Genomic DNA, 23129 nt, shown 5'->3' on the forward strand with positions numbered 1-23129 from the left:
ATCAGTTCGTTGTCTGGCGCAGCAGCAAAGTGCCGCCACGCTGGGTAAATTCAAGTTGTTTCAAAGCGCTCATGCCCAGCAGCACTTGTTCACCGTCCAGCCCCGGCGCAACCAGCGCCCGGACATCACGTAAAACGATATCGCCCAACTGCACGCGGTCGAGGCGGGTTCGATAGCCCTCGCTGCGACCATTGGCAGTGCTCAGGGTTACCGGGGAGCCTTTCTCCAGCCCCAGGCGCTCGGCCAGGCGGGTGGGAATCGCCACATCGGTGGCCCCGGTGTCGAGCATGAAATCCACCGGCTGGCCGTTGATCTGGCCGCTGGCGACGAAATGTCCCTGGCCGTTTCCGACCAGTTTCACTTCGATGTAACCCTCGTGTTGTTGCGAAGTGACGACAGCGTTGGGGTTCTCCTGCCGCCGCTCCCACTGCGAAAAAAACTGCGTGGCCAAAAACAGACCGGCGGCCCAAGCCAGGATCAGCATGATCCGCCCTGCACGGCTGCCCGGCTGTCGGCTCATGATTTGTCGCTCCAGCCACCTTGCGGGGCGGCAAAGCGCCAGACGATCGGCCTGCTCTCGCCATCGACCCGGGCACCGTTGTTGTTGTCGAGGCCGATCCAGGCGCCATCGGCATCCACCAGCAATGCTTCGGCCAGGCCGTACGCCTGTGGATACTGGCGACTCTCTACCAGCGCCTCGGCGGCAAACGACCAGCACCGCTCGACCTTGGCCGTTTGCGCATCCCGGCGGCAGATCCGATAGGCGTTGCGCTCCAGGGTGAATAACTTACCCTCGAACAAGGCCAGATCGGCAAAGTCCCGAGACACCGCGCGGGCCTTGGGCATTTGCGCCGGCTGCATTTCCACACCCGCCTCGCTGAGCAATACGCAGGCGCCGTCGCAGTTCCAGACACTTTGTTCGCGCTTGATCAGCAACAACCCACGGCGCTCGCGCTCGGCCGCCAGCCATAAGCGGTTGCCTTCCGGGTTGACCGCCAGCCCTTCGAACAAGGCATTGAAGTGCAGCAACATGCCACTGGCCCGGGCCTCACGCACCAGGATCGGCGAGATTTTCAGCCAGTCCGGCCGCCCCGTTACCGGCACCTGCAGCACCGTGGCCTCGGACTCACTGACGATGTACTTGTTGCCCGCGCCATCGCAGGCGATGCCTTCGAAATCCAGCGCGCCACCGCGCACCAGCGAGGTCGCCCAAGTGCGCGACTTCAGGCCCCAGGGCAAGCCTGCATCCGGCACCGCAGGCACCTCGATGTGCACGGTCTCGGCCTGCCACACCGTGTCCCGGGTATCGAGACGATAGATCTGATCATCATCACGGTCGGAGACCGTCCACAGCTCATTGCCGCACAGCGCCAACCCCGACAGGTTGCCGCCGCGCATGCCTTCGACCGGGTGTTCGGCAAGCAATTTCAGCTCGGGTACAGGCTCTGCCAGCACCGACGTCACCACCAGCGCCAAGGCCAGGGCAAAGCCTCTGCGCATCAGCCCAGAACCTCCGCCAGGTTGCCTTTGGATTCCAACCAGGACTTGCGGTCGCCGGCGCGTTTTTTCGCCAGCAGCATGTCCATCATTTCCGAGGTCGCCTCGAAATCTTCGAGGGTCAACTGCACCAGGCGCCGGGTATTGGGGTCCATGGTGGTTTCGCGCAGTTGCGGCGGGTTCATTTCACCCAGACCCTTGAATCGGGTGACCTGGGGTTTGCCGCGTTTCTTCTCGGCCACCAGGCGATCGAGAATGCCATCGCGTTCGGCCTCGTCCAGGGCGTAGTAGATCTCTTTGCCCAAGTCGATGCGGTACAGCGGCGGCATGGCGACGTAGACGTGGCCGGCATCCACCAGCGGGCGGAAATGCTGGACGAACAACGCACAAAGCAGGGTGGCGATGTGCAAGCCGTCGGAGTCGGCGTCGGCGAGGATGCAGATCTTGCCGTAACGCAGCTGGCTCATGTCCGCTGCGCCCGGATCGACACCGATGGCCACAGCGATGTTGTGCACTTCCTGGCTGGCCAGCACTTCGCTGCCGTCGACTTCCCAGGTGTTGAGGATTTTCCCGCGCAGCGGCAGGATCGCCTGGAATTCCTTGTCACGCGCCTGCTTGGCCGAACCACCCGCGGAATCACCTTCCACCAGGAACAGCTCGGAACGCATCGGGTCCTGCCCGGCGCAATCGGCCAGCTTGCCCGGCAGTGCAGGGCCCTGGGTGATGCGCTTGCGCTCGACCTTTTTACTGGCCTTCAAACGACGGCCGGCGTTGTTGATCGCCAGTTCCGCCAGCTGCAGACCCAGCTCCGGATGCTCGTTGAGCCACAGGCTAAAGGCGTCCTTGACCACACCCGAAACAAAGGCCGCCGCTTCACGGGACGACAGGCGCTCTTTGGTCTGGCCAGAGAATTGCGGCTCCTGCATCTTCATCGACAGCACGAAAGCGATGCGTTCCCAGACGTCCTCCGGAGCCAGCTTTACCCCGCGCGGCAGCAGGCTGCGGAATTCGCAGAACTCGCGCATCGCATCCAGCAGGCCCTGGCGCAGGCCGTTGACGTGGGTCCCGCCCTGCGCCGTAGGGATCAGGTTGACGTAGCTTTCCTGCACACTGTCGCCACCCTCGGGCAGCCACAGCAGGGCCCAGTCCACCGCCTCCTTGTTACCGGCCAGGCTGCCGCAGAAAGGCTCGTTGGGCAGGCGTTCGAATTCGCTGACCGCGTCTTCCAGGTAGGAGCGCAGGCCATCTTCGTAGTGCCACTCGACCTTCTCGCCGGTGGACTTGTCCTCAAAGCTGACCAGCAGCCCCGGGCACAGTACGGCCTTGGCCTTGAGCACGTGCTTGAGGCGGCTGACGGAAAACTTCGGTGAATCGAAATACTTCGGGTCCGGTGCGAAATACACGCTGGTCCCGGTGTTGCGCTTGCCAACGGTACCGATCACTTCCAGGTCGGTGGCTTTATAGCCGTCAGCGAAGGTCATCTGGTATTCGTTGCCGTCGCGCTTGACCTTGACCCGGACCAGGGTCGACAGGGCGTTGACCACCGAGATGCCCACGCCGTGCAAACCACCGGAAAACTGGTAGTTCTTGTTCGAGAACTTGCCGCCGGCGTGCAGCTTGGTGAGGATCAGCTCGACACCGGGAACCCCTTCTTCGGGGTGGATATCCACCGGCATGCCGCGACCATCGTCGGACACTTCAAGGGAGTGATCGGCATGCAGGATGACCTGCACCGACTTCGCATGCCCGGCCAAGGCCTCGTCGACACTGTTGTCGATGACTTCCTGGGCAAGGTGGTTCGGCCGACTGGTGTCGGTGTACATGCCCGGGCGTTTGCGCACCGGGTCGAGGCCCGAGAGGACTTCGATGGCGTCTGCGTTATAAGAGCTAGCGCTGGGAGTGGCCATGGGGTCTCGTCGTTAGTCGTTCAATGAAAATAGAGGCGCGGCTTCACAGTGCAGTGAAATCGATCGCCTGGTACTGATCTGTGCCAATGCCGGCAAAACTCAACAACGCCGGTAATTGTCCGGCAAAACCCTGGAAACCGTGGTCGCCGCCGGCTTGAATGCGCAAGGCACAGGCACGGTAATACAGCTGAGCGCTGCGATAGTCCAGAGTCTCGTCACCCGTCTGCAACCACACCTGATAGCGCTGGGGATCCTGGGGCGCCGGTACTTCCAGTTCGGCCAGGGCCGCTACATGGTCGTGGGTCAGCTCCCAGGTTTCATCGGTGTACAGGTTTTTCTGCGTGCCCAGGTAGCCGTCGAACATCCGATGCGGACTGACAGCGGGGTTGACCAACAGGGCTTTCAGGCCATGGCGCTCGGCAAGGTGAGTGGCATAGTAGCCGCCGAGCGAGCTGCCGACCAGCAATGGCCTTCCGAGCTCGGCAATCGCCTGCTCCAGCTGGACCATCGCCTCGCGCGGGTGATGATGCAGGGCCGGAACCCGCAGTTGATCGGACAGCCCCAGGGTGCTCATCACCGAACTCAACTGACTGGCCTTCTGCGACGCCGGTGCGCTGTTGAAACCGTGGATATACAGGATCGAACCGGACATGCGAGCTCCCTAGGCATCAAGCAAAGGGCGCAGTTTACAGGGAGTCTGGCGGATTGACTTGCCTTCAGGTGTATCGACTTGTCCCGCCGTGGCGACAGGCACCCCGGGCTCAGTAGCCGTCGCTGCCGTAGTCGACCTCGAAATCAAAGCCGGTCACCCGCTCGACGCCGGTTTCCAGGCCGCCATCGGGCAGCAACCGCAGCCAGCGATAACCCGGCGCCCGCTCATCGACCTTGAAATCTTCACTGCCGGGCTCGAACTGAATGCAGGTCGAGGGCGATGCCAGCAGCCGCAGGCTGCCGTGCAAGCGGTCGATCTCCTGGTGCACGTGGCCCCAGAGCACCGCCCGCGCCTGAGGGAAGCGCTCAAGGACGGCGAACAGCGCTTCGCGGTTGCGCAGGCCGATCGGTTCCATCCACGCACAGCCAATGGACACCGGGTGATGGTGCAGGCACACCAGGTGATGGCGATCAGGCGCCTCGCTCAAGGAACGGACCAGCAATTGCAGCTGCTCATCCTGCAGATAACCCGGCACCGAGCCCGGCACTGCCGAGTCGAGCAGGGTGATGCGCCAATTGCCGATGTCCACCACCGGCTCGAGCAGCGGGCTTTGGGTGACGGCCTGGGCCATGACCTGGGGCTCATCGTGATTGCCCGGGATCCAGCGCGCCGGGGCGGCAATGGACGCGCTCATCTGGCGAAAACGCTGGTAGGACTCCAGGCTGCCGTCCTGGGACAGATCACCGGTGGCCAGCAGCAAGTCGATCTTCGGTTGCTGGGCCAGCACCAGTTCGATCACCCGTTGCAGGCTGTCGCAGGTATTCATGCCCAGCAGGGTGCCGTCCGCCTCGGCAAACAGGTGGCTGTCGGAGAGTTGCACCAGCAACACGCTATCGTCGGTGGTCAGAGTGGATACGCTCGGCAAGGCGGTCTCCCAGGGCGTGTCACGGGATATAAAAGGTGGCGCAATTATGCTGGGGGAAATTCAAAAGAGGAAACTGGCGAACCGGACGCAGTTCACAACTACCGCACTGCTTCGAATTCATGGCCGCAGGCCAGGCAATGGCTCAGCCATTCACCGAGGAATACGTTGAGCTGGGCCTTCTCGTCCGGTTGGTGCATGTGTGCATTGGGATAAGGATAAATGCCGCGAAAGCGCCGGGCATGTTCGGCGCTGATCACTTCAGCCATCCGCGCATCGTGGTACACCTGCACTTCCAGCTGCGGCACCGGCAGCCACGGCAGGCTGTGTTCCTGGCGCACCTGCAAGGTGGTGGTATAGGGGCAGGCCTGCAGCACTTCGAGGGCCAGCACGCCCAGCATCTGGTCACCCTGGGTCACCGCAATGCGCCGGGCGACCGGCTGGTTGCGCATGTCGGGCAAGAGGCGCATCAAGCGCGCGTAGTTGGCCTCGCAGGAGGTTTGCAGCCCCACCAGATCGACCCGATAGCGGTCGCGTTGCTTGTTTACGACCATAGCCCCCTCACTTCAGCGCGATTCAGAGCCAGCCATTGCAAGGCAATGATGCTCGCCGCGTTGGAAATCCGCCCATCCCGTACCGCCTGCAGCGCGTCTTCAAAAGCCCAGACCGACACGCGTATGTCTTCACCCTCCTCCACCAGCCCGTGCAGGCCGCCGACGCCACGGCTGTCGCAGCGCCCGAGAAACAGATGAACGAATTCAGTGCTGCCCCCCGGCGATGGAAAATATTTGGTCATCGGCCACAGCGCACTGATGTCCAGCCCAGCTTCCTCCTGCGCCTCGCGGTGAGCAACCTGTTCCGGTTGTTCGTCCTTGTCGATCAGGCCGGCCACCAGTTCGATCAGCCATGGGTTGCCGGTCTTTCCCACGACACCGACGCGAAACTGTTCGATCAGCACCACTTCATCGCGCTGCGGGTCGTAAGGCAGCATGCACACGGCATCATGGCGCACGAATACTTCACGGCTGATCTCGTTGCCCATGCCACCGGCAAACAGCTCATGGCGCAGGTGCAGCCGATCGAGCTGATAGAAGCCCTGGTAGCATTTCTCGCGGCGGACAATATCGACCGCGCTCGGCGTGGCGTTGGCAAAGTCAGTCATAGCAATCCTCGTCTACTGCCTGTTCTTGCGAGGATCCCCCTCGACTTCGCGCCATCCTAACGCGCCCGTGACCCCGGATGCAGCCCCTTTCCTGTCAGCGGGATAGACGGCGAGGGGGCAAACCTAATCTAATTGGCTGTATTGAGCTTAGTGGCGAACTGACTGCCTCGCCGACAGTCGAAGCCGGTAACTTTCGCTCCCCCCTGGTTTATGAAGGACGCCCATGTCGCTTGCCAAAATCGCCTCCGTGGCCTGTATCGCCCTGACCCTGGGCGCCTGCCAAAGCCTGTTCCAGCCCAGCTACAAGACTCCGCTGAGCACCACCAGCGACAAGTCGGAGCAGATCAAGCCCGGGTGCAATGCCCCGGATTGCCCGCTGGTCAATATCGACACCGTGCATTTCCCGGACGAGCCGCAACTGGACGCCGTCATCGAAAAGCGCCTGTTGCAGATGACGCGTACCAGCCCGCAAGACTCGGTTCCGGCCACACTCAGCGCCTATCGGCAGACGTTTTTACGCGACGCCCCCAGCCGCAACAGCATGTACCTGCAAGCCAAGGTACGTGAGCAGCATGACGGCTTGGTGATCATCGAGCTGGCCAGTTATCTGGATACCGGCGCCGCCCATGGCACGCCGGGCCGCGGCTTCATCAACTATTCACGGGCGCAGCACAAGGCGCTGAACCTCGCCGACATGCTGTTGCCGGGGCAGGAAGACAACTTCTGGAAGGCCGCACAAGTGGCACACAACAGCTGGCTGATCAGCACCAAGCTGGATCAGGAGCCGGAGTACATCAAGAGCTGGCCCTTCCAGAAAACCCCGAATGTGGCGCTGACCTCCGGCGGCGTGATCCTCAAGTACAACGTGTCGGTGATCGCGCCTTACGCCCTCGGCCACGTTGAACTGAAGATCCCCTACAACCGCCTGAACGGCATCCTCAAACCCGAGCTGTTTCCCGCCCGTAACTGAAGGCACGGCCCAGCAGCCATTGCAGCAGCCCTGCCAGAATCAGCGACGGCAGGGTTGCGCCGACATCCGGGTAGAAGTTGGCCAACAGGTGATAGGTGCTGACCCCACCCAGCCAGGCCAGCAGCGCCGGCCAGCGCAAGCTCGCAGCCGAAACCTGGGCGCTGCGTTTGCGCAGGATGAAGTGATCCACCAGCACCACGCCGAACAGCGGCGCGAATACCGAGCCGATCAGCAGCAGGAAGTTCTGGTACTGCGCCAACGGTGCCAGGCAGGCGATCACGGTGCAGAGCACGCCGATGGCCAGGGCCAGGTGCTCGACCTTGAGGCGCAACAGAATCCCGCTGGAAACCGCCGCCGAGTGAATGTCGGCGAAGGCGTTTTCCGACTCATCCAGCAGAATCAGCAACAGTGGAATCCCCAGGCCGGCCCCCGCCAACGCCAGCAGCAGCGCATTGACCTCGCCGCTCGGAGCAAAGGCCAGGGTGTAGGCCACGCCCAGGCTCATCAGCCACAAGTTACCGATAAAGAAACCCAGCGCGGTGCCGCCGAACACGCTCCTGGCGCGCTTGCCGAAGCGTGAGTAATCGGCAATCAATGGCAGCCAGGACAGCGGCATGGCGATCGCAATGTCAAAACCCACGGCAAACTGCATCGAACCGTCACCGGCCTGAGCCCACAGGGCCGCCAGATCGACCTTGGCCAGCAGGTTCCAGGTCAGCCACAGGCAGGCCGCCAGCAGCAGCCAGATGCCCCATTTGCGCAGGATCTGGCGGACAAAGGTCAGCGGACCACTGACCGCGAGCAGGGTCGCCAGGGCACCGAAAAACAGGGTCCAGAGCACGGAATTGCTCCACAGGCTGCCTTCGCTGAAGGCGCGGGCGCCGAGCAGGCTGGCCGCATCGCGCATGACGATGATTTCAAACGACCCCCAACCCACCAGTTGCAACAGGTTGAGCAACGCCGGCAGGCTGGCGCCACGGTTGCCGAGGCTGAGCTTGAGCGCCGCCATCGACGACAGGCCGGTGTCACTGCCGATCACACCGACCGCCGCCAGCAGCAACACGCCCACCGCCGTGCCAAAAAAAATCGCCAGCAACGAGCCGGACATGCCCAGGCCAGGCGCCAGCAAGGCACCGGTCTGCAACACCATCAGGCCGATGCCGAGGGAAAACCACAGGGAAAACAGATCGCGGCCGCCAAACACACGCTTGTCGGTGGGCACCGCTATATCCGGGGAATAGGTGCTGGGTTGAATGCTCAAGGGGAGAGACTCAGAGAGGGACAGAGAAACGCAACGGCAAGCTTCAAGCTGCAAGAAAAGGCGCGGCGCCCTCGCTTGCAACGTGCAGCCTGCCGCTTGCGGCTTAAACCTTCTTGTACAGCTGGCTGCCTTCCTGCTTGAAGCGCTCGGCCTGTTCCGCCAGGCCTTGGGCGACGTCCACGTCGATGGCTTCGATCCGCTGGTTGGCCGCGTACTCACGGACTTCCTGGGTGATTTTCATCGAGCAGAACTTCGGCCCGCACATCGAGCAGAAATGCGCGACCTTGGCCGAATCCTTCGGCAGGGTTTCATCGTGATACGAGCGCGCGGTGTCCGGGTCCAGGCCGAGGTTGAACTGGTCTTCCCAGCGGAACTCGAAGCGCGCCTTGGACAGGGCGTTGTCGCGGATCTGCGCGCCGGGATGACCTTTGGCAAGGTCGGCCGCGTGGGCGGCGATCTTGTAGGTGATGATCCCGGTCTTCACGTCATCCTTGTTCGGCAGGCCCAGGTGTTCCTTGGGTGTGACGTAGCAGAGCATGGCGCAACCGAACCAGCCGATCATCGCCGCGCCGATGCCGGAGGTGATGTGGTCGTAGCCCGGAGCGATGTCGGTGGTCAGCGGGCCAAGGGTGTAGAACGGCGCCTCGTCACAGCACTCCAGCTGCTTGTCCATGTTCTCCTTGATCAACTGCATCGGCACGTGGCCCGGGCCTTCGATCATGCACTGCACGTCGTGCTTCCAGGCGATCTTCGTCAGTTCGCCGAGGGTTTCCAGCTCACCGAATTGCGCGGCGTCGTTGGCGTCGGCAATCGAGCCCGGACGCAGGCCATCGCCCAGCGAGAAGCTGACGTCGTAGGCCTTCATGATTTCGCAGATGTCTTCGAAATGGGTGTAGAGGAAGTTCTCTTTGTGGTGCGCCAGGCACCACTTGGCCATGATCGAGCCGCCCCGGGAGACGATGCCGGTCACGCGCTTGGCGGTCAGCGGCACATAGCGCAGCAACACGCCGGCGTGGATGGTGAAGTAGTCCACGCCCTGCTCGGCCTGTTCGATCAGGGTGTCGCGGAACAGCTCCCAGGTCAGGTCTTCGGCGGCGCCGCCGACTTTTTCCAGGGCCTGGTAGATCGGTACGGTGCCGATCGGCACCGGCGAGTTGCGGATGATCCACTCGCGAGTTTCGTGGATGTGCTTGCCGGTAGACAGGTCCATGACCGTGTCCGAACCCCAGCGGATACCCCAGGTCAGCTTCGCCACTTCTTCTTCGATGGACGAACCCAGGGCGCTGTTGCCGATGTTGCCGTTGATCTTCACCAGGAAGTTACGGCCGATGATCATCGGTTCCAGTTCGGTGTGGTTGATGTTGGCTGGAATGATCGCGCGACCGCGGGCGATTTCTTCACGGACAAATTCGGGGGTGATGATTTTCGGCACGCTGGCGCCAAAACTGTGGCCGGCATGTTGCTGATCGAGCAGGCCGGCAGCCCGGGCCACTTCGAGCTTCATGTTTTCGCGGATGGCGACGTATTCCATCTCGGCGGTGATGATGCCCTGGCGCGCGTAGTGCATCTGGCTGACGTTGGCCCCGGCCTTGGCCCGGCGCGGGTTGTTCACATGGGCGAAGCGCAGCTTGGTCAGCTCGGCATCGGCCAGGCGCTCCTGACCGAAGTTGGAGCTCAGGCCGGGCAGGCGCTCGGTGTCGCCACGGGCTTCGATCCACGGCGAACGCACATCGGCCAGGCCTTTGCGCACGTCGATGATGACGTTGGGGTCGGTGTACGGGCCCGAGGTGTCGTAGACCACGACCGGCGCGTTGATCTCGCCGCCAAAGTCGGTCGGGGTCACATCGAGGCTGATTTCGCGCATTGGCACGAGGATGTCCGGGCGCGAGCCCTGGACGTAGATTTTTTGCGAGCGAGTAAAGGGCTGAACCGATTGCTGATCGACCTTGGCCGAGTCACTCAGGTTGGTTGCGCTTTTTAGTTTTGTAGTCATCACGGGCTCTCCAGACAGCATCCAGGCAGTGGATTTTTGTCGGAGCGAACCTGTAACGAATGGACGCACGCGTCACTGAAAAAACCAGTGGGTGCTGTGCTCAGTGCTCGAGGGGTGTTCGATTGTCGAACAACATCCCGGACGAAGCACAAGAGGACTCGCCGGGTGACGAGAAATCTTGTTCCCTACGCAGGCGCTAACCTGATCAGGTTCAACGGGATCCGGATTATCCGATCTCAGCCTCATAGCAAGGCACCCCGACAAGAACTCGCGCAGTCTAGACCAAAGTCCGCGCCCAATGCCAATGCCCGTGCAATCAGCATGATGAATGGCGTAATTGCAGGATTGTTGCGACAGGTCAGCACATCTACACTCGCTGGGCTGTGCAGCGCCTTGACGCTCCACGGGCCGCGCCGTAGCCTTGGCGCTTGAATTATCGCCGTAATATCAACTCTAGGGATCGTCTCATGCTGCGCAAACTCTCACTGGCCCTTGCCGTGTCTTGTGCGTCCAATGGATTGGCCTGGGCAGCAGAAGCGCCCTTAACCACCAAGACCGATCTGGTCAGCGTCTACCAGGAAGCCGTGGACAACAACGCCGACCTGGCCGCCGCCCGCGCCCAATACGGCGCACAGAAAGAAGTCGTGCCTCAGGCACGTGCCGGCCTGCTACCCAATCTTTCGGCCGGCGCCGACATGAACAACACCCGAACCAAGTTCGACGAACCTTCGATGACCGCCACCCGCAGCGGCACCGTGTACCAGGCGACCCTGGCTCAACCGTTGTTCCGCGCCGACCGCTGGTTCCAGTTGCAAGCCGCCAAAGACATCAATGAACAGGCCGCCCTGCAACTGTCGGCCACCGAGCAGAACCTGATCCTGCAGTCCGCCGAAAACTACTTCGCAGTGCTGCGTGCCCAGGACAACCTGGCCTCGACCAAGGCCGAGGAATCGGCCTTCAAGCGCCAGCTGGACCAGTCCAACGAGCGCTTCGATGTCGGCCTCTCGGACAAGACCGACGTCCTGCAATCCCAGGCCAGCTACGACACGGCGCGGGCCAACCGGATCCTCGCCCAGCGCCAGGTGGACGATGCCTTCGAAGCACTGATCACCCTGACCAACCGCGAGTACAACTCGATCCAGGGCATTGTCCACACCTTGCCGGTATTGGCGCCGACGCCGAATGACGCCAAGTCCTGGGTCGACACCGCCGCCCGCCAGAACCTCAACCTGCTGGCCAGCAACTACGCGGTCAGCGCCGCCGAAGAAACCCTCAAGCAGCGCAAGGCCGGCCACGCACCGACCCTGGACGCAGTAGCGCAGTACAAGAAAGGCGATAACGACGCCCTCGGCTTCAGCAACCCCAACCCCCTGGGCCAGCGCTATGGCAGCGACGTCGAGCAGCGCACCGTCGGCCTGCAGCTGAATATCCCGATCTTCAGCGGCGGCCTGACCAGTTCCCAGGTGCGCGAGTCCTATTCGCGCCTGAGCCAGACCGAACAGCAACGCGAAGGCCTGCGCCGGCAGGTGGTGGAAAACACCCGCAACCTGCACCGCGCGGTGAATACCGATGTCGAGCAGGTGCAAGCCCGGCGCCAGTCGATCATCTCCAACCAGAGCGCGGTGGAAGCCACCGAAATCGGCTACCAGGTGGGCACGCGCAATATCGTCGATGTACTCGACGCCCAGCGCCAGCTGTACACCTCGGTGCGCAACTACAACAACAGCCGCTACGACTACATCCTCGACAACCTGCGCCTGAAGCAGGCTGCGGGCACCCTGAGTCCGGGCGACCTGCAGGACCTGTCGCGCTACCTCAAGGCCGATTACAACCCGGACCGCGACTTCCTCCCGCCGGATTTGGCCAAAGCCGCGCAAGAGCAGCTTAAAGCCCGCCCTTGAACCCACCGACAGAAAAAAAGGCCACCCAAGCGGGTGGCCTTTTTTATTGCCGCCTGCGGCTACAGTGGCTCATCTGTGGCCGAGGCACGAGGCTGCGCTGGCCATAGGGAACGCCGGAGGTACCTCAGGAGTATCCCCAGCGTCGATTCGGGCCAGCGCAGCCTGCGGCAGCGGCTCCAGGTCAGCGGGGGTTGAGGAGGCGGTCGAGGCCGTCGAGCAAGCGTTGCAGGGCACCCTGGTTGGCCGCCATGACCTTAAGGCCCGCGTCGGCCATTTTCTGCGCATCCCGTGGCAGCTCGAACAAACGCTGCACCGCCACCGCCAACCCCTCGGCATCGTCGACCTCTTGCAAGGCCCCCGCCTCGCGCAACATTGCGGCGATTTCCAGGAAGTTGAACAGGTGCGGCCCGCTCAGCACCGGCTTGGCCAGCGCCGCCGGCTCCAGCAGGTTATGCCCGCCGTTGCTGACCAGGCTGCCTCCGACAAAGGCGCTGTCGGCCAGGGCGTAGAGAAACAGCAACTCGCCCATGGTGTCGCCCAGCAGCACCGACGTGCTGCGGGTGACCGGCTCACCGGTGGAACGGCGAATGGTCTCGAACCCTTGCTCGCGACACAGTTCGAACACCGAGTTGAAGCGCTCCGGATGACGCGGCACCACAATCAGCAAGGCATCCGGATGGCTCGCCAATAACTGACGATGGGCATTGAGCACCACCTCGTCTTCACCCTCGTGGGTGCTGGCAGCGATCCATACCGGACGCTCCACCGCTCGCCACTGCTGGCGCAGCTCACTGGCCCGCACCAGCAATTGCGGGTCGATCGTCAGGTCGAACTTGATCGAACCCGTGACCTGCACCGCCTCCGGGCGCGCGCCCAGGCTCAGGAAGCGCTCAGCCTCGGCAGCGGTCTGCACCGCCAGCAAGCTCATTTCCTCGAGCATCGGCCGGGTCAATCGGGCAAACCGTGCGTAGCCCCTGGCCGAACGCTCGGACAAGCGCGCATTGGCCAGCGCCACCGGGATGCCGCGCTTGGCGCATTGGTGGATGTGATTGGGCCAGAGCTCGGTCTCCATGATCACCGCCAGCCTCGGCTTTGCCCGGTCGAGAAAGCGCGCGGCGGCACAGGGCAGGTCATAAGGCAGATAGCAGTGCTGGATTCGTGGCTCATTGGCGAACATCGCCTGGATCCGCTCCGAGCCGGTAGGGGTCATGCAGGTCACGGTGATCGGCAGTTGCGGGTAGCGCGCCAGCAATGCGCGGATCATCGGCGCCGCCGCAATGCTTTCGCCCACCGACACCGCGTGCACCCAGATCCCGCCCGGCTGCAACGGCGGCAGACCATAGGAAAAGCGCTCGCCAATGCGTTTGGCGTAGGCCGGCGCCTTGCGCGCACGCAGCCATAGCCGAATCGCCACCAATGGCAGCCCCAGGTAAAACAGCGCGGTATACAGAGTTCTATTCATGGCGGCGGAGTTTATCGGCTTTTGCCGCCGATAGCCTGCAAGTGCACGGCAAAACGTTCCGCTAGCCAACGCGCCGCAGGTCCCAGCGGCTCATCGCGACGCCACACCAGCTCGACCACCAGCGCCGGGGGCGTCCACTCACTACTGAGCTCGACCATCTGGTCCTGATACGCCGGGTACTGCACCACATGCCGTGGCAACCAGGCCCACCCCAGGCCGCGCACCAGCCACTCGGCCATTACATAGAAACTGTCGGCGCGCCAGACCTGGGGGCTGGCAGCCTCGCTGCCGGGGTAGACGCTGGATTGAGTCGACATCAACAGCTGGCGATGCTGCGCCAACTGCTGGCAATCCACCCGCGCCTGCCGGGCCAGTGGGTGCGCCACGCCACACACGGTGACCATTTCCACACTGCCCAATACCCGACGCTCCAGGGCCTCGGGAATCTGCTCGTGATAAAACAGCAACCCGAGATCGGCCCGGCGCTCCACCAATTTGCGCGCCACGTCACCCTGGGCGGCACTGGTCAATTGCACTTCGATACTGGGGAACTGCAAGGCCAGGGCCTCGAAACTGTCGACCACCGCCTGATAGGGCATCGCCTCGTCCTGCGCCACCCGCAGCCGCGGCTCCTGGCCGCGCATCATGGCCAGCGCCCGACCGTTGAGGCGCTCGCACTGGCGCAACACTTCCCGCGCATCTTCGAGCAACGCCTCGCCGGCCTCGGTCAAGCGTGGCTGACGCCCGCTGCTACGCTCGAACAGACTCAATCCCAGGTCCGCCTCAAGCAAAGCAATCGCACTGCTGACCGCCGATTGCGCCTTGCGCTGATCCCGCGCAGCAGCGGAAAAGGAGCGCAGTTCGGCGACGCTGATAAACAGCTGCAGATGTTCCAGATTCCACTGCACACTCATGGCGCAACCTATCTTCAATTCAGATAGGTAATGACTTTACCGCATCTGGGCGCACTCTAAAATGCCGACCTCATCCAGCACGCACCACCACGAGGAAGTCCCCATGAACGCTTACACCTACCTGGCCATCGCCATCTGCGCCGAAGTGATCGCCACCGTTTCGATGAAAGCGGTCAAAGGCTTGAGCACCCCGTTGCCACTGCTGCTGGTCATCGTCGGCTACGGCATTGCGTTCTGGATGCTGACCCTGGTGGTGCGTACCGTCCCCGTGGGCGTGGCCTACGCGGTATGGGCCGGCATGGGCATCGTCATGGTCAGCGTCGCGGCGCTGTTCATTTATGGCCAGAAACTCGACCTGCCGGCCATGCTCGGCATGGGCCTGATCGTCCTTGGGGTGGTGGTGATCCAGCTGTTTTCGAAAACCGCCGGGCACTAGGAAAACAGCGGCAAGCGACAGGCTTTGCGCGGCAAGAAAGGCGACACGCTTGCAGCTTGCGGCTTGAAGCTTGAAACTTGCGCCTCCGTTTTGTTTCCCGAGGTCGCCGCATGCCATCCGTTATTTCCACCGACGTGCTGATTGTCGGCGCTGGCGTCGCCGGCCTCTGGCTCAACGCGCGCCTGCGTCGCCAGGGCTTCTCGACGGTATTGGTGGAAAGCGCCAGCCTCGGCGGCGGGCAGAGCGTGAAGTCCCAGGGCATCATCCACGGCGGCGCCAAGTACGCCCTGCACGGTGCCCTGACCGGCGCCTCCGAAGCCATTGCCGATATGCCACGCCGCTGGCGCGAAGCCCTGGCCGGCACCGGCGAGCTGGACCTGTCGGGGGTACGCCTGCTGTCCGAGGCCCACTACCTGTGGTCCCCCGGCACCCTGGCCGGCAACCTCACCAGCTTCTTCGCCAGCAAGGCGGTGCGCGGCCGGGTCGACCAGGTCAAAGGCGAGCAGTTGCCGCCGGCACTGCAGGACCGGCGGTTCAAGGGCAAGGTCTATCGCCTGGCCGAGCTGGTGGTGGACGTGCCCAGCCTGATCGAACGCCTCGCGGCGCTGGCCGGCGACGGTTTGCTGGCTGGGCAGAAAATCGAGCCCCTGGTGGAACACAACGCCCTGGTCGGCCTGCGGGTCGATGACCGCGAGATTCGCGCGCAACGCATCGTGCTCAGCGCCGGTGCCGGCAACGCCGCGCTGTTGGCCAACCTCGACCTGAGCCAGCCGGCCATGCAGAAACGCCCTCTGCACATGGTGCTGGTCAAGGGCCCGAGCCTGAAGCCGCTGTACGCCCACTGCCTCGGTGGCGGCCCCAAACCGCGAATCACCGTCACTACCCACCCGGCCGCCGATGGGCAATGGGTGTGGTACCTGGGGGGCGATATCGCCGAAGCCGAAGGCGTGGCCCGGGAGCCGGCGGCGCAGATCGCGGCGGCGCAAAAAGAGCTGGGCAACCTGCTGCCCTGGGTCGACCTCAGTCAAGCGCGCTGGGCCACCCTGCGGGTCGATCGAGCCGAGCCGGCGCAATCGGGGCTGACCCGCCCGGACAACGCCTTCCTCGCCGAAGAGGGCCGGTTGCTGGTGGGCTGGCCGACCAAACTGGCCCTGGCCCCGGACTTCGCCGACCGGGTACTGGCTGCCCTGGAGCGCGATGGCATTCGTCCGGGCCCCGCCACCGACCTGCCTGACCTGCCCAAACCGCCCCTGGCCCAACCCGCCTGGGAGCAACTGCTGCCATGAGCCTCGCGACCCTGCACCCGTTCCACCGCCCTCTGGGCGACACCGGCCTGGTGGTCTCGCCCCTGGGCCTGGGCACCGTCAAGCTCGGTCGTGACCAGGGGGTGAAGTACCCCAATGGCTTCCAGATTCCCGATGACGACGAAGCGCGCATGCTGCTGAAAATGAGCCGCGACCTGGGGATCAACCTGATCGATACCGCGCCGGCCTATGGCCGCAGCGAAGAGCGCCTGGGCCCGTTGCTGCGCGGGCAACGCCAGGACTGGGTGATCGTCAGCAAGGTCGGCGAGGAATTCAGCGATGGCCAGTCCCGGCACGACTTCAGCGCCGAGCACACACGTCGCTCGGTGGAGCGCAGCCTGCAACGGCTGGAAACAGACTTCATCGACCTGGTGCTGGTGCACTCCGACGGCAACGACCTGATGATTCTCGAACAGTGCGAGGTCTACCAGACCCTGGCCGAGCTCAAGCGCGAGGGCAAGATCCGCGGTTTCGGCTTCTCCGGAAAAACCGTCGAAGGCGGCCTCAAGGCCCTGGAGCACGGTGACTGCGCAATGGTCACCTACAATCTGAACGAACGCGGCGAGCAGGCGGTCATTGAATATGCCGCTGCCCACGGTAAAGGCATCCTGGTAAAAAAAGCCCTGGCCAGCGGCCATGCGTGCCTGAGCCCGGGGGTCGATCCGGTGCGGGCCAGCTTTGAACTGCTGTTTGACCAGCCCGGTGTTGCCAGTGCTATTGTCGGGACCATCAATCCACTGCATCTGGCGCACAATGTGGCCACTGTGGCGCAGGTCCTGCGCAAAAACTGATGCCGCCCATGCGGCCGACCCCGACGCAAGAAGGAGCCGACATGCCGCGCACGCTCATAAGAAAGAACCCCAGCAACTTCAAGACCCTGCCCCTGTTCGTCGAAGCGACTCCCGAAGGCCTGAGCTACCAGAGCGTCGGGATGCCGCTCAATTTCTCCCAAACCCTGCAACGCCGGCGCCCGGTCACGGTGGAAGACGCCGAGCGCTTTTCCGTGGAGCTGGCCAACCTCGGGGTCTCGGTGCGCCTGACCCTGCACTGGCAAAATCGCGATTACTGGGTGCTGGTCCGGCAACGGCGCCAGGACCGTGGCGACGTGGTGCTCAAACTCATATCCGGCTACGTGCCCGCCCAGGAGCTGAACCTGCCGCTGCACACCGCGATTCAGGAGATCGCCGAGGAGTGCCTGCTGGAAACCCCGGAGGGCTGGCTCAGCGGCCGTTTCAACGACACCTGGCTGCCAGCGCCCTACGCCAACGCACTGCATTATCGCGAAGCCCTGCCCTTTCGCCTGACACCGCTGTCCGGCGCTGCCCGCCCGGTGCGCTGCGCCAACCTGCAATTGATCGAGCGCCCGCGGGCCTATGTGCACTTGCCGACCGCGTCGCTGCAACTGATTTACGACCTGCGCCTGGAGATCCCCAAGGAGGCCAAGTCCCTGAGCCTGTTCCATGTCGATGAACGCCTGGAAGGCGACCAACTGGTCGCACGCCTGGACCGCAAGCGCCCGGACCTGTACCTGATGCCCTTGCAGGACGGCCAGCCCTGCGCCGAGCTCTACACCCTGAAAAAAGACCAACTGCAACCCGCCAGCACCCGCGGTTTATACCTGGCGGAAAGCTTCGCCCAACAGGACGGTTGGCTGGTGCGTGATGAACGGATTCGCTGGAAGGATTGGCTGCGGCAGCAGGGCCTGAGCGCACCGGAAAAGGACTCGAAACTCAAACGCCTGACCGGCAGGGCGCGGCAGATACTGCGCAAGATCGTGCCGGCCAAGGCCAGCCGGCAGCGTTGAAGGCCGCCACGCCGCTCCGGCATCGGAGTCGGCATGGCGCCCAGCGGTCACTCAGGTCTTGCGGATCTTCTCGACGATCGCGGTGGTCGAGCTGTTCTCCACCAGCCCCAGCACCTTCACCGTGCCGCCATAGGCCGCCACGATATCGGCGCCGACCACTTGGTCGATACCGTAGTCTCCGCCCTTGACCAGCACATCCGGCCGCACCTGGCTCAGCAGGTTCTCCGGAGTGCCCTCAGGGAAGCTGATCACCCAGTCCACCGCGCCGAGGCCGGCCAGTACCGCCATGCGTCGGTCAACACTGTTGATCGGCCGTCCAGGCCCTTTCAGGCGGCTGACCGAAGCATCGTCGTTGACCGCGACAATCAAGCGATCACCCTGGGCCCGGGCCTGCTCGAGGTAGGTCACGTGGCCGGCATGCAGGATGTCGAAGCAACCGTTGGTGAAGACGATCTTTTCCTTGTGCGCACGGGCATCGTCGATTGCCAGCAGCAGTTGGTCGAGGCTCAGCACGCCGCGCTCGGAACCTTCCTCGCGCTGGATGGCGCGACGCAGTTCCGGCGCGCTGATGGAGGCGGTACCCAACTTGCCGACCACGATGCTCGCCGCCAGGTTGGCCAGGGCCACTGCATGGGGCAGCTCTTCACCGGCCGCGATCGCCGCCGCCAGGGTCGAGATCACAGTGTCGCCGGCACCGGTGACGTCAAACACCTCACGCGCCCGCGCTGGCAAATGCAGCGCCGCGTGATCGGGACGCAACAGGGTCATGCCGTGTTCGCCGCGCGTGACCAGTAAGGCGCCCAGTTCCAGGTCGTGCATCAACTGCGCGCCCTTGCTGACCAGCTCGTGCTCATCGGCGCAGCCGCCGACGATGGTTTCGAACTCGTTGAGATTCGGTGTGATCAGGCTCGCGCCGCGATAGACCGAGAAGTCCTTGCCTTTGGGGTCCGCCAGCACCGGGATGCCGCGGGCACGGGCGGCCTGGATCAGCGCCTGGTGATTCTTCAGGGCGCCTTTACCGTAGTCGGACAACACCAGGACCTTGATGCCTTCGAGCAGCGCGTCCACTTCCGCGCCCAGGGCCAGGGCGTCGGTGGCGAAGGGTTCTTCAAAGTCGATGCGCAGCAGCTGCTGGTGACGGCTCATGACCCGTAGCTTGACGATGGTCGGCTGATGCGCAATGCGCTGGAACAACGCCCGCACACCCGCCCCGCGCAGGCTATTGGCCAGGCTGTCGGCGGCTTCATCGTCACCGGTCACACCGACCAGGGAAGCCGGCGCGCCCAGGGCGGCGATGTTCAGGGCAACGTTGGCGGCACCGCCCGGGCGGTCCTCGATCTGCTCGACCTTGACCACCGGCACCGGCGCCTCAGGGGAAATCCGTGAGGTACCACCATGCCAGTAACGGTCGAGCATGACATCGCCGACCACCAAGACAGGGGCTTGATCGAATCGCGGCATGGACAACTTCATGGTGCAACCCACATACAAAATGAACAGGGGCGCGATATTAACACAGGGTTGGCGCCGTCAAGTTCTATGGCTTTAGCCTGGGTCTTGAAGTTTTTCAGCGGCTTACTTCTCGAGTAGAAGCTGCAACAGGCGGGCCGTGGCCTGATCGACCCCGACCCGGGCAGTATCAATTTCACAGTCCGCTTGCAGCGGCGCTTCGTAAGGGCTGTCCAAGCCGGTGAAATCCTTGATCTGCCCAGCCAACGCGGCTTTATACAGGCCTTTTGGATCACGCTCTGCACAGGTCGCAAACGCCGTGCTGATGTACACCTCAAGAAACTCGCCAGGCGCGAACAAGGCGCGGGCTGTCTCACGATCAGCGCGAAATGGCGAAATGGCCGAGACGATGACCAACAGGCCGGCATCCACCATCAAGCGCGCCACTTCGGCCATGCGCCGGATATTTTCCTTGCGCGCCTCGGCACTCATCCCCAGATCGCTGCACAAGCCATGGCGCACGTTGTCGCCATCGAGGATAAAGGTGTGCCGCCCCAGTTGGTTGAGGCGCAGTTCCAGCAGATTGGCCAGGGTCGACTTGCCCGCACCGGACAGCCCGGTCAACCAGAGGCAGCATGGCTTCTGCTGCTTCAGGGCCGCTCGGGAAGCGCACGACAATGACAGCGCATAAGGGCGGATCTGCGGTTGCTCCATGGCAGCGAGCATCGGCTTATTCATAACCCAGCATCTCGTAGTCGCGCTCATAGACCCGACGCACCAGGCGCCGGGTACGCACTGAGCACAGGTCCCGCACAGAGCCATTGGCAGGCTGGCAGGAAGCGTTCAGCAGCGGCAGCCGCGAGTGGATGCCCAAGTGTTCGCATACCAGCTCGAAATCACGGGGCAAATGCTCCTGATAGCCGATGAAGTCCAGCGACATGTGCCCCAGGGAATCGGTGAGAAAGTCACTCTGCGGGGCGAAATGGATCTGCTTGCAGATGGTGTCCGGTCGCAGCCAGCGCGCCACGAAGTCGTCGAAATCCCGATACTGGTTGACCAGGACCTGGGCCGGCTGATCCCTGGGGTTGAGCCGATTGCTTCGCAGAAAGGTATAGGCCGAGTAGGCGCGCGCCAGAGGGTCACGGACGAAGGCGAACTTGAAACTGCTGGCAAACGCGCGCGGGAACTGTTGCTCGTACCAGTACAGCGGCAGATGCCCCGGGCTCCAGCCCCCGAACAAAGCGGAGCACACGCTGCTACCGGCACATTTGGGCACATGGATGTACAAGCAGGAGTGTTTGGTGAACGCCTCGGGAAAGCGTACATCGGCAGACATGGATTTATTCACTGCCTGACGATCCACTACCGACAAGCGCCCCAACAGCAAGGTGCGCTGGGATTTGGGCAATAACTTCCACAAATAGCGTTGCAGCATTCCAGCCCCCACGCGGCGGGGATAGCCCCGTCGATCATTCGACTAATAGCGGGAAACCATAACAAGCACGGCGGGAGAAATTATTTAGGCTTGGTCAAGACAGTAAATATCCGGATACAAACCAGGCCCCATTGCCTTGCACAATGTGGGCCTGATTGGCAGTGGCCTGGCCACTGCCTTTTACCGGTCAGGCAATATCGTTATGAACGGGCTCTTCCAGCCCCATGGCGTGCAGTCGGGAGTAATAGCCGTTCTGCTCCAACAACTGCGTATGGGTGCCGCGCTCGACAATCTGCCCCTGATCCATGACCAGGATCAGGTCGGCCTTCTCGATGGTCGACAGGCGGTGTGCAATCACCAAGGTCGTACGGCCTTTCATGACCTTGTCCAGCGCAGCCTGGATATGTCGCTCAGATTCGGTATCCAGCGCAGACGTTGCCTCGTCGAGAATCAACAGCGGGGCATTTTTCAGCAGGGCCCGGGCAATGGCTAACCGCTGACGCTGACCACCAGACAGGAGCACACCGTTCTCTCCGACCTGGGTGTCCAGCCCCTGGGGCATTTGCGCGATAAAGTCCATCGCGTAGGCATCCTTGGCCGCCTTCTCGATATCCTCCCGCGGAGCTCCTGCCAGATCGCCATAGGCGATGTTGTTGGCGATGGTGTCGTTGAACAGGGTCACATGCTGGGTCACTTGGGCCACATGTCGGCGCAGGTTGCGCAGGCGGTAGCTTTCGACCTCGACACCATCCAGCAGAATCTGCCCGATATCGTGGTGATAAAAGCGCGGAATAAGTGCAGCCAATGTGGATTTGCCACTACCGGAGCGCCCAACCAGGGCAATCATCTGTCCTGGATCGGCGCTGAAGCTGATATCACGCAGCACTTCACGCTCGGTGCCCGGGTAGGTAAAGCTCAGGTTACGCACCTCCAGCCGCCCTTCGACACGCTCGAGCTCGACGGTGCCGGTGTCCGACTCAGGCTCGACATCCAGTTGCTCAAAGATGCTTTCCGCGCCAGCCACGCCCTTCTGAATGGTCGAGCTGACTTCCGACAACTGGCGGATGGGCTTGGGCAACAGGCCGGCAGCGGTGATGTAAGCCACCAGGTCACCCGCCGTGGCATCGCCACGCAGGAACAGCACCAGGAACATCAGAACCGCCATGGCCGAATAAATCACCAACTGCAGCATGGGCGTGTACACCGCGCCGGTCTTGGTCATGCGCAGCTGCTTATCGGTGTTGCTCTGGCTGGCCAAGGCGAAACGCTGCTGCTCATAGGCCTCGCCACCAAAGCTGCGAACCACGCGATAGCCCTGGATGGTTTCGGAGGCCACGTGGGTGACATCCCCCATGGCCACCTGGATTTTCTTGCTTTGCTTGCGGAATTTCTTGCTGGTGCTGCTGACCATGACCGCGATCAACGGCAGGATCGCGACCATCACCAGGGTCAACTGCCAGTTCATCCACAACAGGTAGACAAACAGGAACACCACGGTCAGGCCTTCGCGGATCACCACCTTGATGGCATCCGTTGCAGCACCGGTAACCATGGTCACGTTGAAGGTGATGCGGGAAATCAGGTGTCCGGAGTTGTGGGTGTCAAAGTACCGATTGGGCAGGACCAGCAACTTGTTGAACAGCTCGACCCGCAGATCATGCACCAGCCCTAGGGACACCTTGGCCAGGTAGAAGTTACCCAGAAACGAACCCAGCCCCTGCCATGCGGCGATCAGGACGATCAGCATCGGCACGGCCTGCAGCAGTTGCAGATCACGCAGGTAAGGAACGTTTGGAAAGAGTACGGCCTCGGGGTTGCTCAAGCCGTCGACAAAGTACTTGAGGATTCCCGCCAGCATCGGCTGCGTCGATGCGAAAATGACAAAACCCAGGATACTGAGCGCGAACATCCCCGCATAGGGACGGACGTACGACAGCAATCGCAGGTAAATTTTCAGGCTCGACGCCGCAGGCGAATCAGGGGTAGTCATGAGAAGCCGTTGAATGAGAAATGAGCCCGCAACTATAACACAGGCCATTTTAGTCGATGAGCTACGGTAC

General features: G+C 62.8%; 21 protein-coding genes and 1 riboswitch. Of the genes, 6 read left to right on the top strand and 15 right to left on the bottom strand.

Going from position 1 to position 23129, the window contains the following annotated elements:
- Nucleotide 1: 1 nt before the first annotated feature.
- The 7 genes from ACOZJV_RS26665 to ACOZJV_RS26695 form a co-directional block, all read right to left on the bottom strand.
- On the bottom strand, nt 2-520 hold the full coding sequence (locus ACOZJV_RS26665) for a retropepsin-like aspartic protease family protein (RefSeq protein ID WP_020299456.1): 519 nt from the start codon (nt 518-520) through the stop codon (nt 2-4).
- Nucleotides 517-1500: an esterase-like activity of phytase family protein gene (locus ACOZJV_RS26670; RefSeq protein WP_421548877.1), complete on the bottom strand. Its 984-nt coding sequence runs from the start codon at nt 1498-1500 to the stop codon at nt 517-519. Before ACOZJV_RS26670 ends, ACOZJV_RS26665 begins: the two co-directional genes overlap by 4 nt.
- Nucleotides 1500-3404 carry a DNA topoisomerase IV subunit B gene (gene parE, locus ACOZJV_RS26675; RefSeq protein WP_020299458.1) on the bottom strand — a complete coding sequence of 635 codons (1905 nt, stop codon included), beginning with the start codon at nt 3402-3404 and terminating at the stop codon, nt 1500-1502. Before parE ends, ACOZJV_RS26670 begins: the two co-directional genes overlap by 1 nt.
- A 43-nt stretch (nt 3405-3447) precedes the next feature.
- Entirely contained in the window at nt 3448-4056 is a 609-nt protein-coding gene (locus ACOZJV_RS26680; RefSeq protein WP_078469538.1) for a YqiA/YcfP family alpha/beta fold hydrolase, read from the bottom strand.
- A 109-nt stretch (nt 4057-4165) separates the two neighbouring features.
- Nucleotides 4166-4981: a 3',5'-cyclic-AMP phosphodiesterase gene (cpdA, locus tag ACOZJV_RS26685; protein ID WP_421548878.1), complete on the bottom strand. Its 816-nt coding sequence runs from the start codon at nt 4979-4981 to the stop codon at nt 4166-4168.
- 98 nt (nt 4982-5079) lie between these two features.
- Nucleotides 5080-5532: a DUF1249 domain-containing protein gene (locus tag ACOZJV_RS26690; protein ID WP_020299461.1), complete on the bottom strand. Its 453-nt coding sequence runs from the start codon at nt 5530-5532 to the stop codon at nt 5080-5082.
- Nucleotides 5523-6140: an NUDIX domain-containing protein gene (locus ACOZJV_RS26695; RefSeq protein WP_078469535.1), complete on the bottom strand. Its 618-nt coding sequence runs from the start codon at nt 6138-6140 to the stop codon at nt 5523-5525. Before ACOZJV_RS26695 ends, ACOZJV_RS26690 begins: the two co-directional genes overlap by 10 nt.
- 223 nt (nt 6141-6363) lie before the next feature.
- On the opposite strand from ACOZJV_RS26695, the gene ACOZJV_RS26700 reads away from it, so the two are divergent.
- Entirely contained in the window at nt 6364-7110 is a 747-nt protein-coding gene (locus ACOZJV_RS26700; protein WP_421548879.1) for an RsiV family protein, read from the top strand.
- Here ACOZJV_RS26700 and cytX read toward each other — a convergent pair.
- Both cytX and thiC read right to left on the bottom strand, forming a co-directional pair.
- Nucleotides 7079-8371: a putative hydroxymethylpyrimidine transporter CytX gene (gene cytX / locus ACOZJV_RS26705; RefSeq protein WP_421548880.1), complete on the bottom strand. Its 1293-nt coding sequence runs from the start codon at nt 8369-8371 to the stop codon at nt 7079-7081. The genes ACOZJV_RS26700 and cytX overlap by 32 nt on opposite strands.
- 103 nt (nt 8372-8474) lie before the next feature.
- Complete coding sequence (gene thiC / locus ACOZJV_RS26710) at nt 8475-10364, bottom strand: phosphomethylpyrimidine synthase ThiC (RefSeq protein WP_020299465.1); 1890 nt, start codon at nt 10362-10364, stop codon at nt 8475-8477.
- Between the two features lie 165 nt (nt 10365-10529).
- Nucleotides 10530-10634: riboswitch (TPP riboswitch) on the bottom strand.
- A 197-nt stretch (nt 10635-10831) separates the two neighbouring features.
- On the opposite strand from thiC, the gene ACOZJV_RS26715 reads away from it, so the two are divergent.
- Nucleotides 10832-12265: a TolC family outer membrane protein gene (locus ACOZJV_RS26715; protein WP_020299466.1), complete on the top strand. Its 1434-nt coding sequence runs from the start codon at nt 10832-10834 to the stop codon at nt 12263-12265.
- Between the two features lie 181 nt (nt 12266-12446).
- Here ACOZJV_RS26715 and waaA read toward each other — a convergent pair whose 3' ends face one another.
- Both waaA and ACOZJV_RS26725 read right to left on the bottom strand, forming a co-directional pair.
- Nucleotides 12447-13727 carry a lipid IV(A) 3-deoxy-D-manno-octulosonic acid transferase gene (waaA, locus tag ACOZJV_RS26720; RefSeq protein WP_421548881.1) on the bottom strand — a complete coding sequence of 427 codons (1281 nt, stop codon included), beginning with the start codon at nt 13725-13727 and terminating at the stop codon, nt 12447-12449.
- Nucleotides 13728-13738: 11 nt separating this feature from the next.
- Nucleotides 13739-14641 (bottom strand): LysR family transcriptional regulator, encoded by a 903-nt coding sequence (locus tag ACOZJV_RS26725; RefSeq protein WP_078469531.1) that lies wholly within the window; start codon nt 14639-14641, stop codon nt 13739-13741.
- A gap of 103 nt (nt 14642-14744) precedes the next feature.
- Between ACOZJV_RS26725 and ACOZJV_RS26730 the strand changes: the two genes are divergently transcribed.
- The 4 genes from ACOZJV_RS26730 to ACOZJV_RS26745 all read left to right on the top strand — a co-directional run bounded on the left by ACOZJV_RS26730 (nt 14745) and on the right by ACOZJV_RS26745 (nt 18185).
- Nucleotides 14745-15077: a DMT family transporter gene (locus ACOZJV_RS26730; protein ID WP_078469530.1), complete on the top strand. Its 333-nt coding sequence runs from the start codon at nt 14745-14747 to the stop codon at nt 15075-15077.
- Nucleotides 15078-15187: 110 nt separating this feature from the next.
- A complete protein-coding gene (locus ACOZJV_RS26735) occupies nt 15188-16363 on the top strand; it encodes an FAD-dependent oxidoreductase (protein WP_078469529.1) in 1176 nt (391 codons plus the stop codon).
- On the top strand, nt 16360-17172 hold the full coding sequence (locus tag ACOZJV_RS26740; protein WP_078469528.1) for an aldo/keto reductase: 813 nt from the start codon (nt 16360-16362) through the stop codon (nt 17170-17172). The genes ACOZJV_RS26735 and ACOZJV_RS26740 overlap by 4 nt, the downstream gene beginning before the upstream one ends.
- Nucleotides 17173-17213: 41 nt before the next feature.
- Nucleotides 17214-18185 carry a hypothetical protein gene (locus ACOZJV_RS26745; protein WP_020298916.1) on the top strand — a complete coding sequence of 324 codons (972 nt, stop codon included), beginning with the start codon at nt 17214-17216 and terminating at the stop codon, nt 18183-18185.
- 51 nt (nt 18186-18236) lie between these two features.
- Here the strand turns inward: ACOZJV_RS26745 and hldE are convergent, their stop codons facing one another.
- The 4 genes from hldE to msbA all read right to left on the bottom strand — a co-directional run bounded on the left by hldE (nt 18237) and on the right by msbA (nt 23059).
- On the bottom strand, nt 18237-19658 hold the full coding sequence (hldE, locus tag ACOZJV_RS26750) for a bifunctional D-glycero-beta-D-manno-heptose-7-phosphate kinase/D-glycero-beta-D-manno-heptose 1-phosphate adenylyltransferase HldE (protein ID WP_078469527.1): 1422 nt from the start codon (nt 19656-19658) through the stop codon (nt 18237-18239).
- Nucleotides 19659-19760: 102 nt separating this feature from the next.
- A complete protein-coding gene (gene cysC, locus ACOZJV_RS26755) occupies nt 19761-20372 on the bottom strand; it encodes an adenylyl-sulfate kinase (RefSeq protein ID WP_078469526.1) in 612 nt (203 codons plus the stop codon).
- Nucleotides 20365-21069 carry a sulfotransferase family 2 domain-containing protein gene (locus tag ACOZJV_RS26760; RefSeq protein WP_201129177.1) on the bottom strand — a complete coding sequence of 235 codons (705 nt, stop codon included), beginning with the start codon at nt 21067-21069 and terminating at the stop codon, nt 20365-20367. Before ACOZJV_RS26760 ends, cysC begins: the two co-directional genes overlap by 8 nt.
- A gap of 187 nt (nt 21070-21256) precedes the next feature.
- Nucleotides 21257-23059, bottom strand: a complete 1803-nt coding sequence (msbA, locus tag ACOZJV_RS26765; protein ID WP_078469524.1) for a lipid A export permease/ATP-binding protein MsbA — start codon at nt 23057-23059, stop codon at nt 21257-21259.
- Nucleotides 23060-23129 lie beyond the last annotated feature (70 nt).

Origin of the sequence: Pseudomonas sp. QD4 (assembly GCF_049199125.1) — a bacterium.
In the GTDB taxonomy this organism is placed as follows: Bacteria; Pseudomonadota; Gammaproteobacteria; order Pseudomonadales; family Pseudomonadaceae; genus Aquipseudomonas.

What these genes read in the sequence shown, in the direction of transcription:
- ACOZJV_RS26665 (WP_020299456.1), bottom strand. Translation starts at nt 520, where the DNA reads ATGAGCCGACAGCCGGGCAGCCGTGCAGGGCGGATCATGCTGATCCTG.
- ACOZJV_RS26670 (WP_421548877.1), bottom strand. Translation starts at nt 1,500, where the DNA reads ATGCGCAGAGGCTTTGCCCTGGCCTTGGCGCTGGTGGTGACGTCGGTG.
- parE (WP_020299458.1), bottom strand. Translation starts at nt 3,404, where the DNA reads ATGGCCACTCCCAGCGCTAGCTCTTATAACGCAGACGCCATCGAAGTC.
- ACOZJV_RS26680 (WP_078469538.1), bottom strand. Translation starts at nt 4,056, where the DNA reads ATGTCCGGTTCGATCCTGTATATCCACGGTTTCAACAGCGCACCGGCG.
- ACOZJV_RS26690 (WP_020299461.1), bottom strand. Translation starts at nt 5,532, where the DNA reads ATGGTCGTAAACAAGCAACGCGACCGCTATCGGGTCGATCTGGTGGGG.
- ACOZJV_RS26695 (WP_078469535.1), bottom strand. Translation starts at nt 6,140, where the DNA reads ATGACTGACTTTGCCAACGCCACGCCGAGCGCGGTCGATATTGTCCGC.
- ACOZJV_RS26700 (WP_421548879.1), top strand. Translation starts at nt 6,364, where the DNA reads ATGTCGCTTGCCAAAATCGCCTCCGTGGCCTGTATCGCCCTGACCCTG.
- thiC (WP_020299465.1), bottom strand. Translation starts at nt 10,364, where the DNA reads ATGACTACAAAACTAAAAAGCGCAACCAACCTGAGTGACTCGGCCAAG.
- ACOZJV_RS26715 (WP_020299466.1), top strand. Translation starts at nt 10,832, where the DNA reads ATGCTGCGCAAACTCTCACTGGCCCTTGCCGTGTCTTGTGCGTCCAAT.
- waaA (WP_421548881.1), bottom strand. Translation starts at nt 13,727, where the DNA reads ATGAATAGAACTCTGTATACCGCGCTGTTTTACCTGGGGCTGCCATTG.
- ACOZJV_RS26725 (WP_078469531.1), bottom strand. Translation starts at nt 14,641, where the DNA reads ATGAGTGTGCAGTGGAATCTGGAACATCTGCAGCTGTTTATCAGCGTC.
- ACOZJV_RS26730 (WP_078469530.1), top strand. Translation starts at nt 14,745, where the DNA reads ATGAACGCTTACACCTACCTGGCCATCGCCATCTGCGCCGAAGTGATC.
- ACOZJV_RS26735 (WP_078469529.1), top strand. Translation starts at nt 15,188, where the DNA reads ATGCCATCCGTTATTTCCACCGACGTGCTGATTGTCGGCGCTGGCGTC.
- ACOZJV_RS26740 (WP_078469528.1), top strand. Translation starts at nt 16,360, where the DNA reads ATGAGCCTCGCGACCCTGCACCCGTTCCACCGCCCTCTGGGCGACACC.
- ACOZJV_RS26745 (WP_020298916.1), top strand. Translation starts at nt 17,214, where the DNA reads ATGCCGCGCACGCTCATAAGAAAGAACCCCAGCAACTTCAAGACCCTG.
- hldE (WP_078469527.1), bottom strand. Translation starts at nt 19,658, where the DNA reads ATGAAGTTGTCCATGCCGCGATTCGATCAAGCCCCTGTCTTGGTGGTC.
- cysC (WP_078469526.1), bottom strand. Translation starts at nt 20,372, where the DNA reads ATGAATAAGCCGATGCTCGCTGCCATGGAGCAACCGCAGATCCGCCCT.
- ACOZJV_RS26760 (WP_201129177.1), bottom strand. Translation starts at nt 21,069, where the DNA reads ATGCTGCAACGCTATTTGTGGAAGTTATTGCCCAAATCCCAGCGCACC.
- msbA (WP_078469524.1), bottom strand. Translation starts at nt 23,059, where the DNA reads ATGACTACCCCTGATTCGCCTGCGGCGTCGAGCCTGAAAATTTACCTG.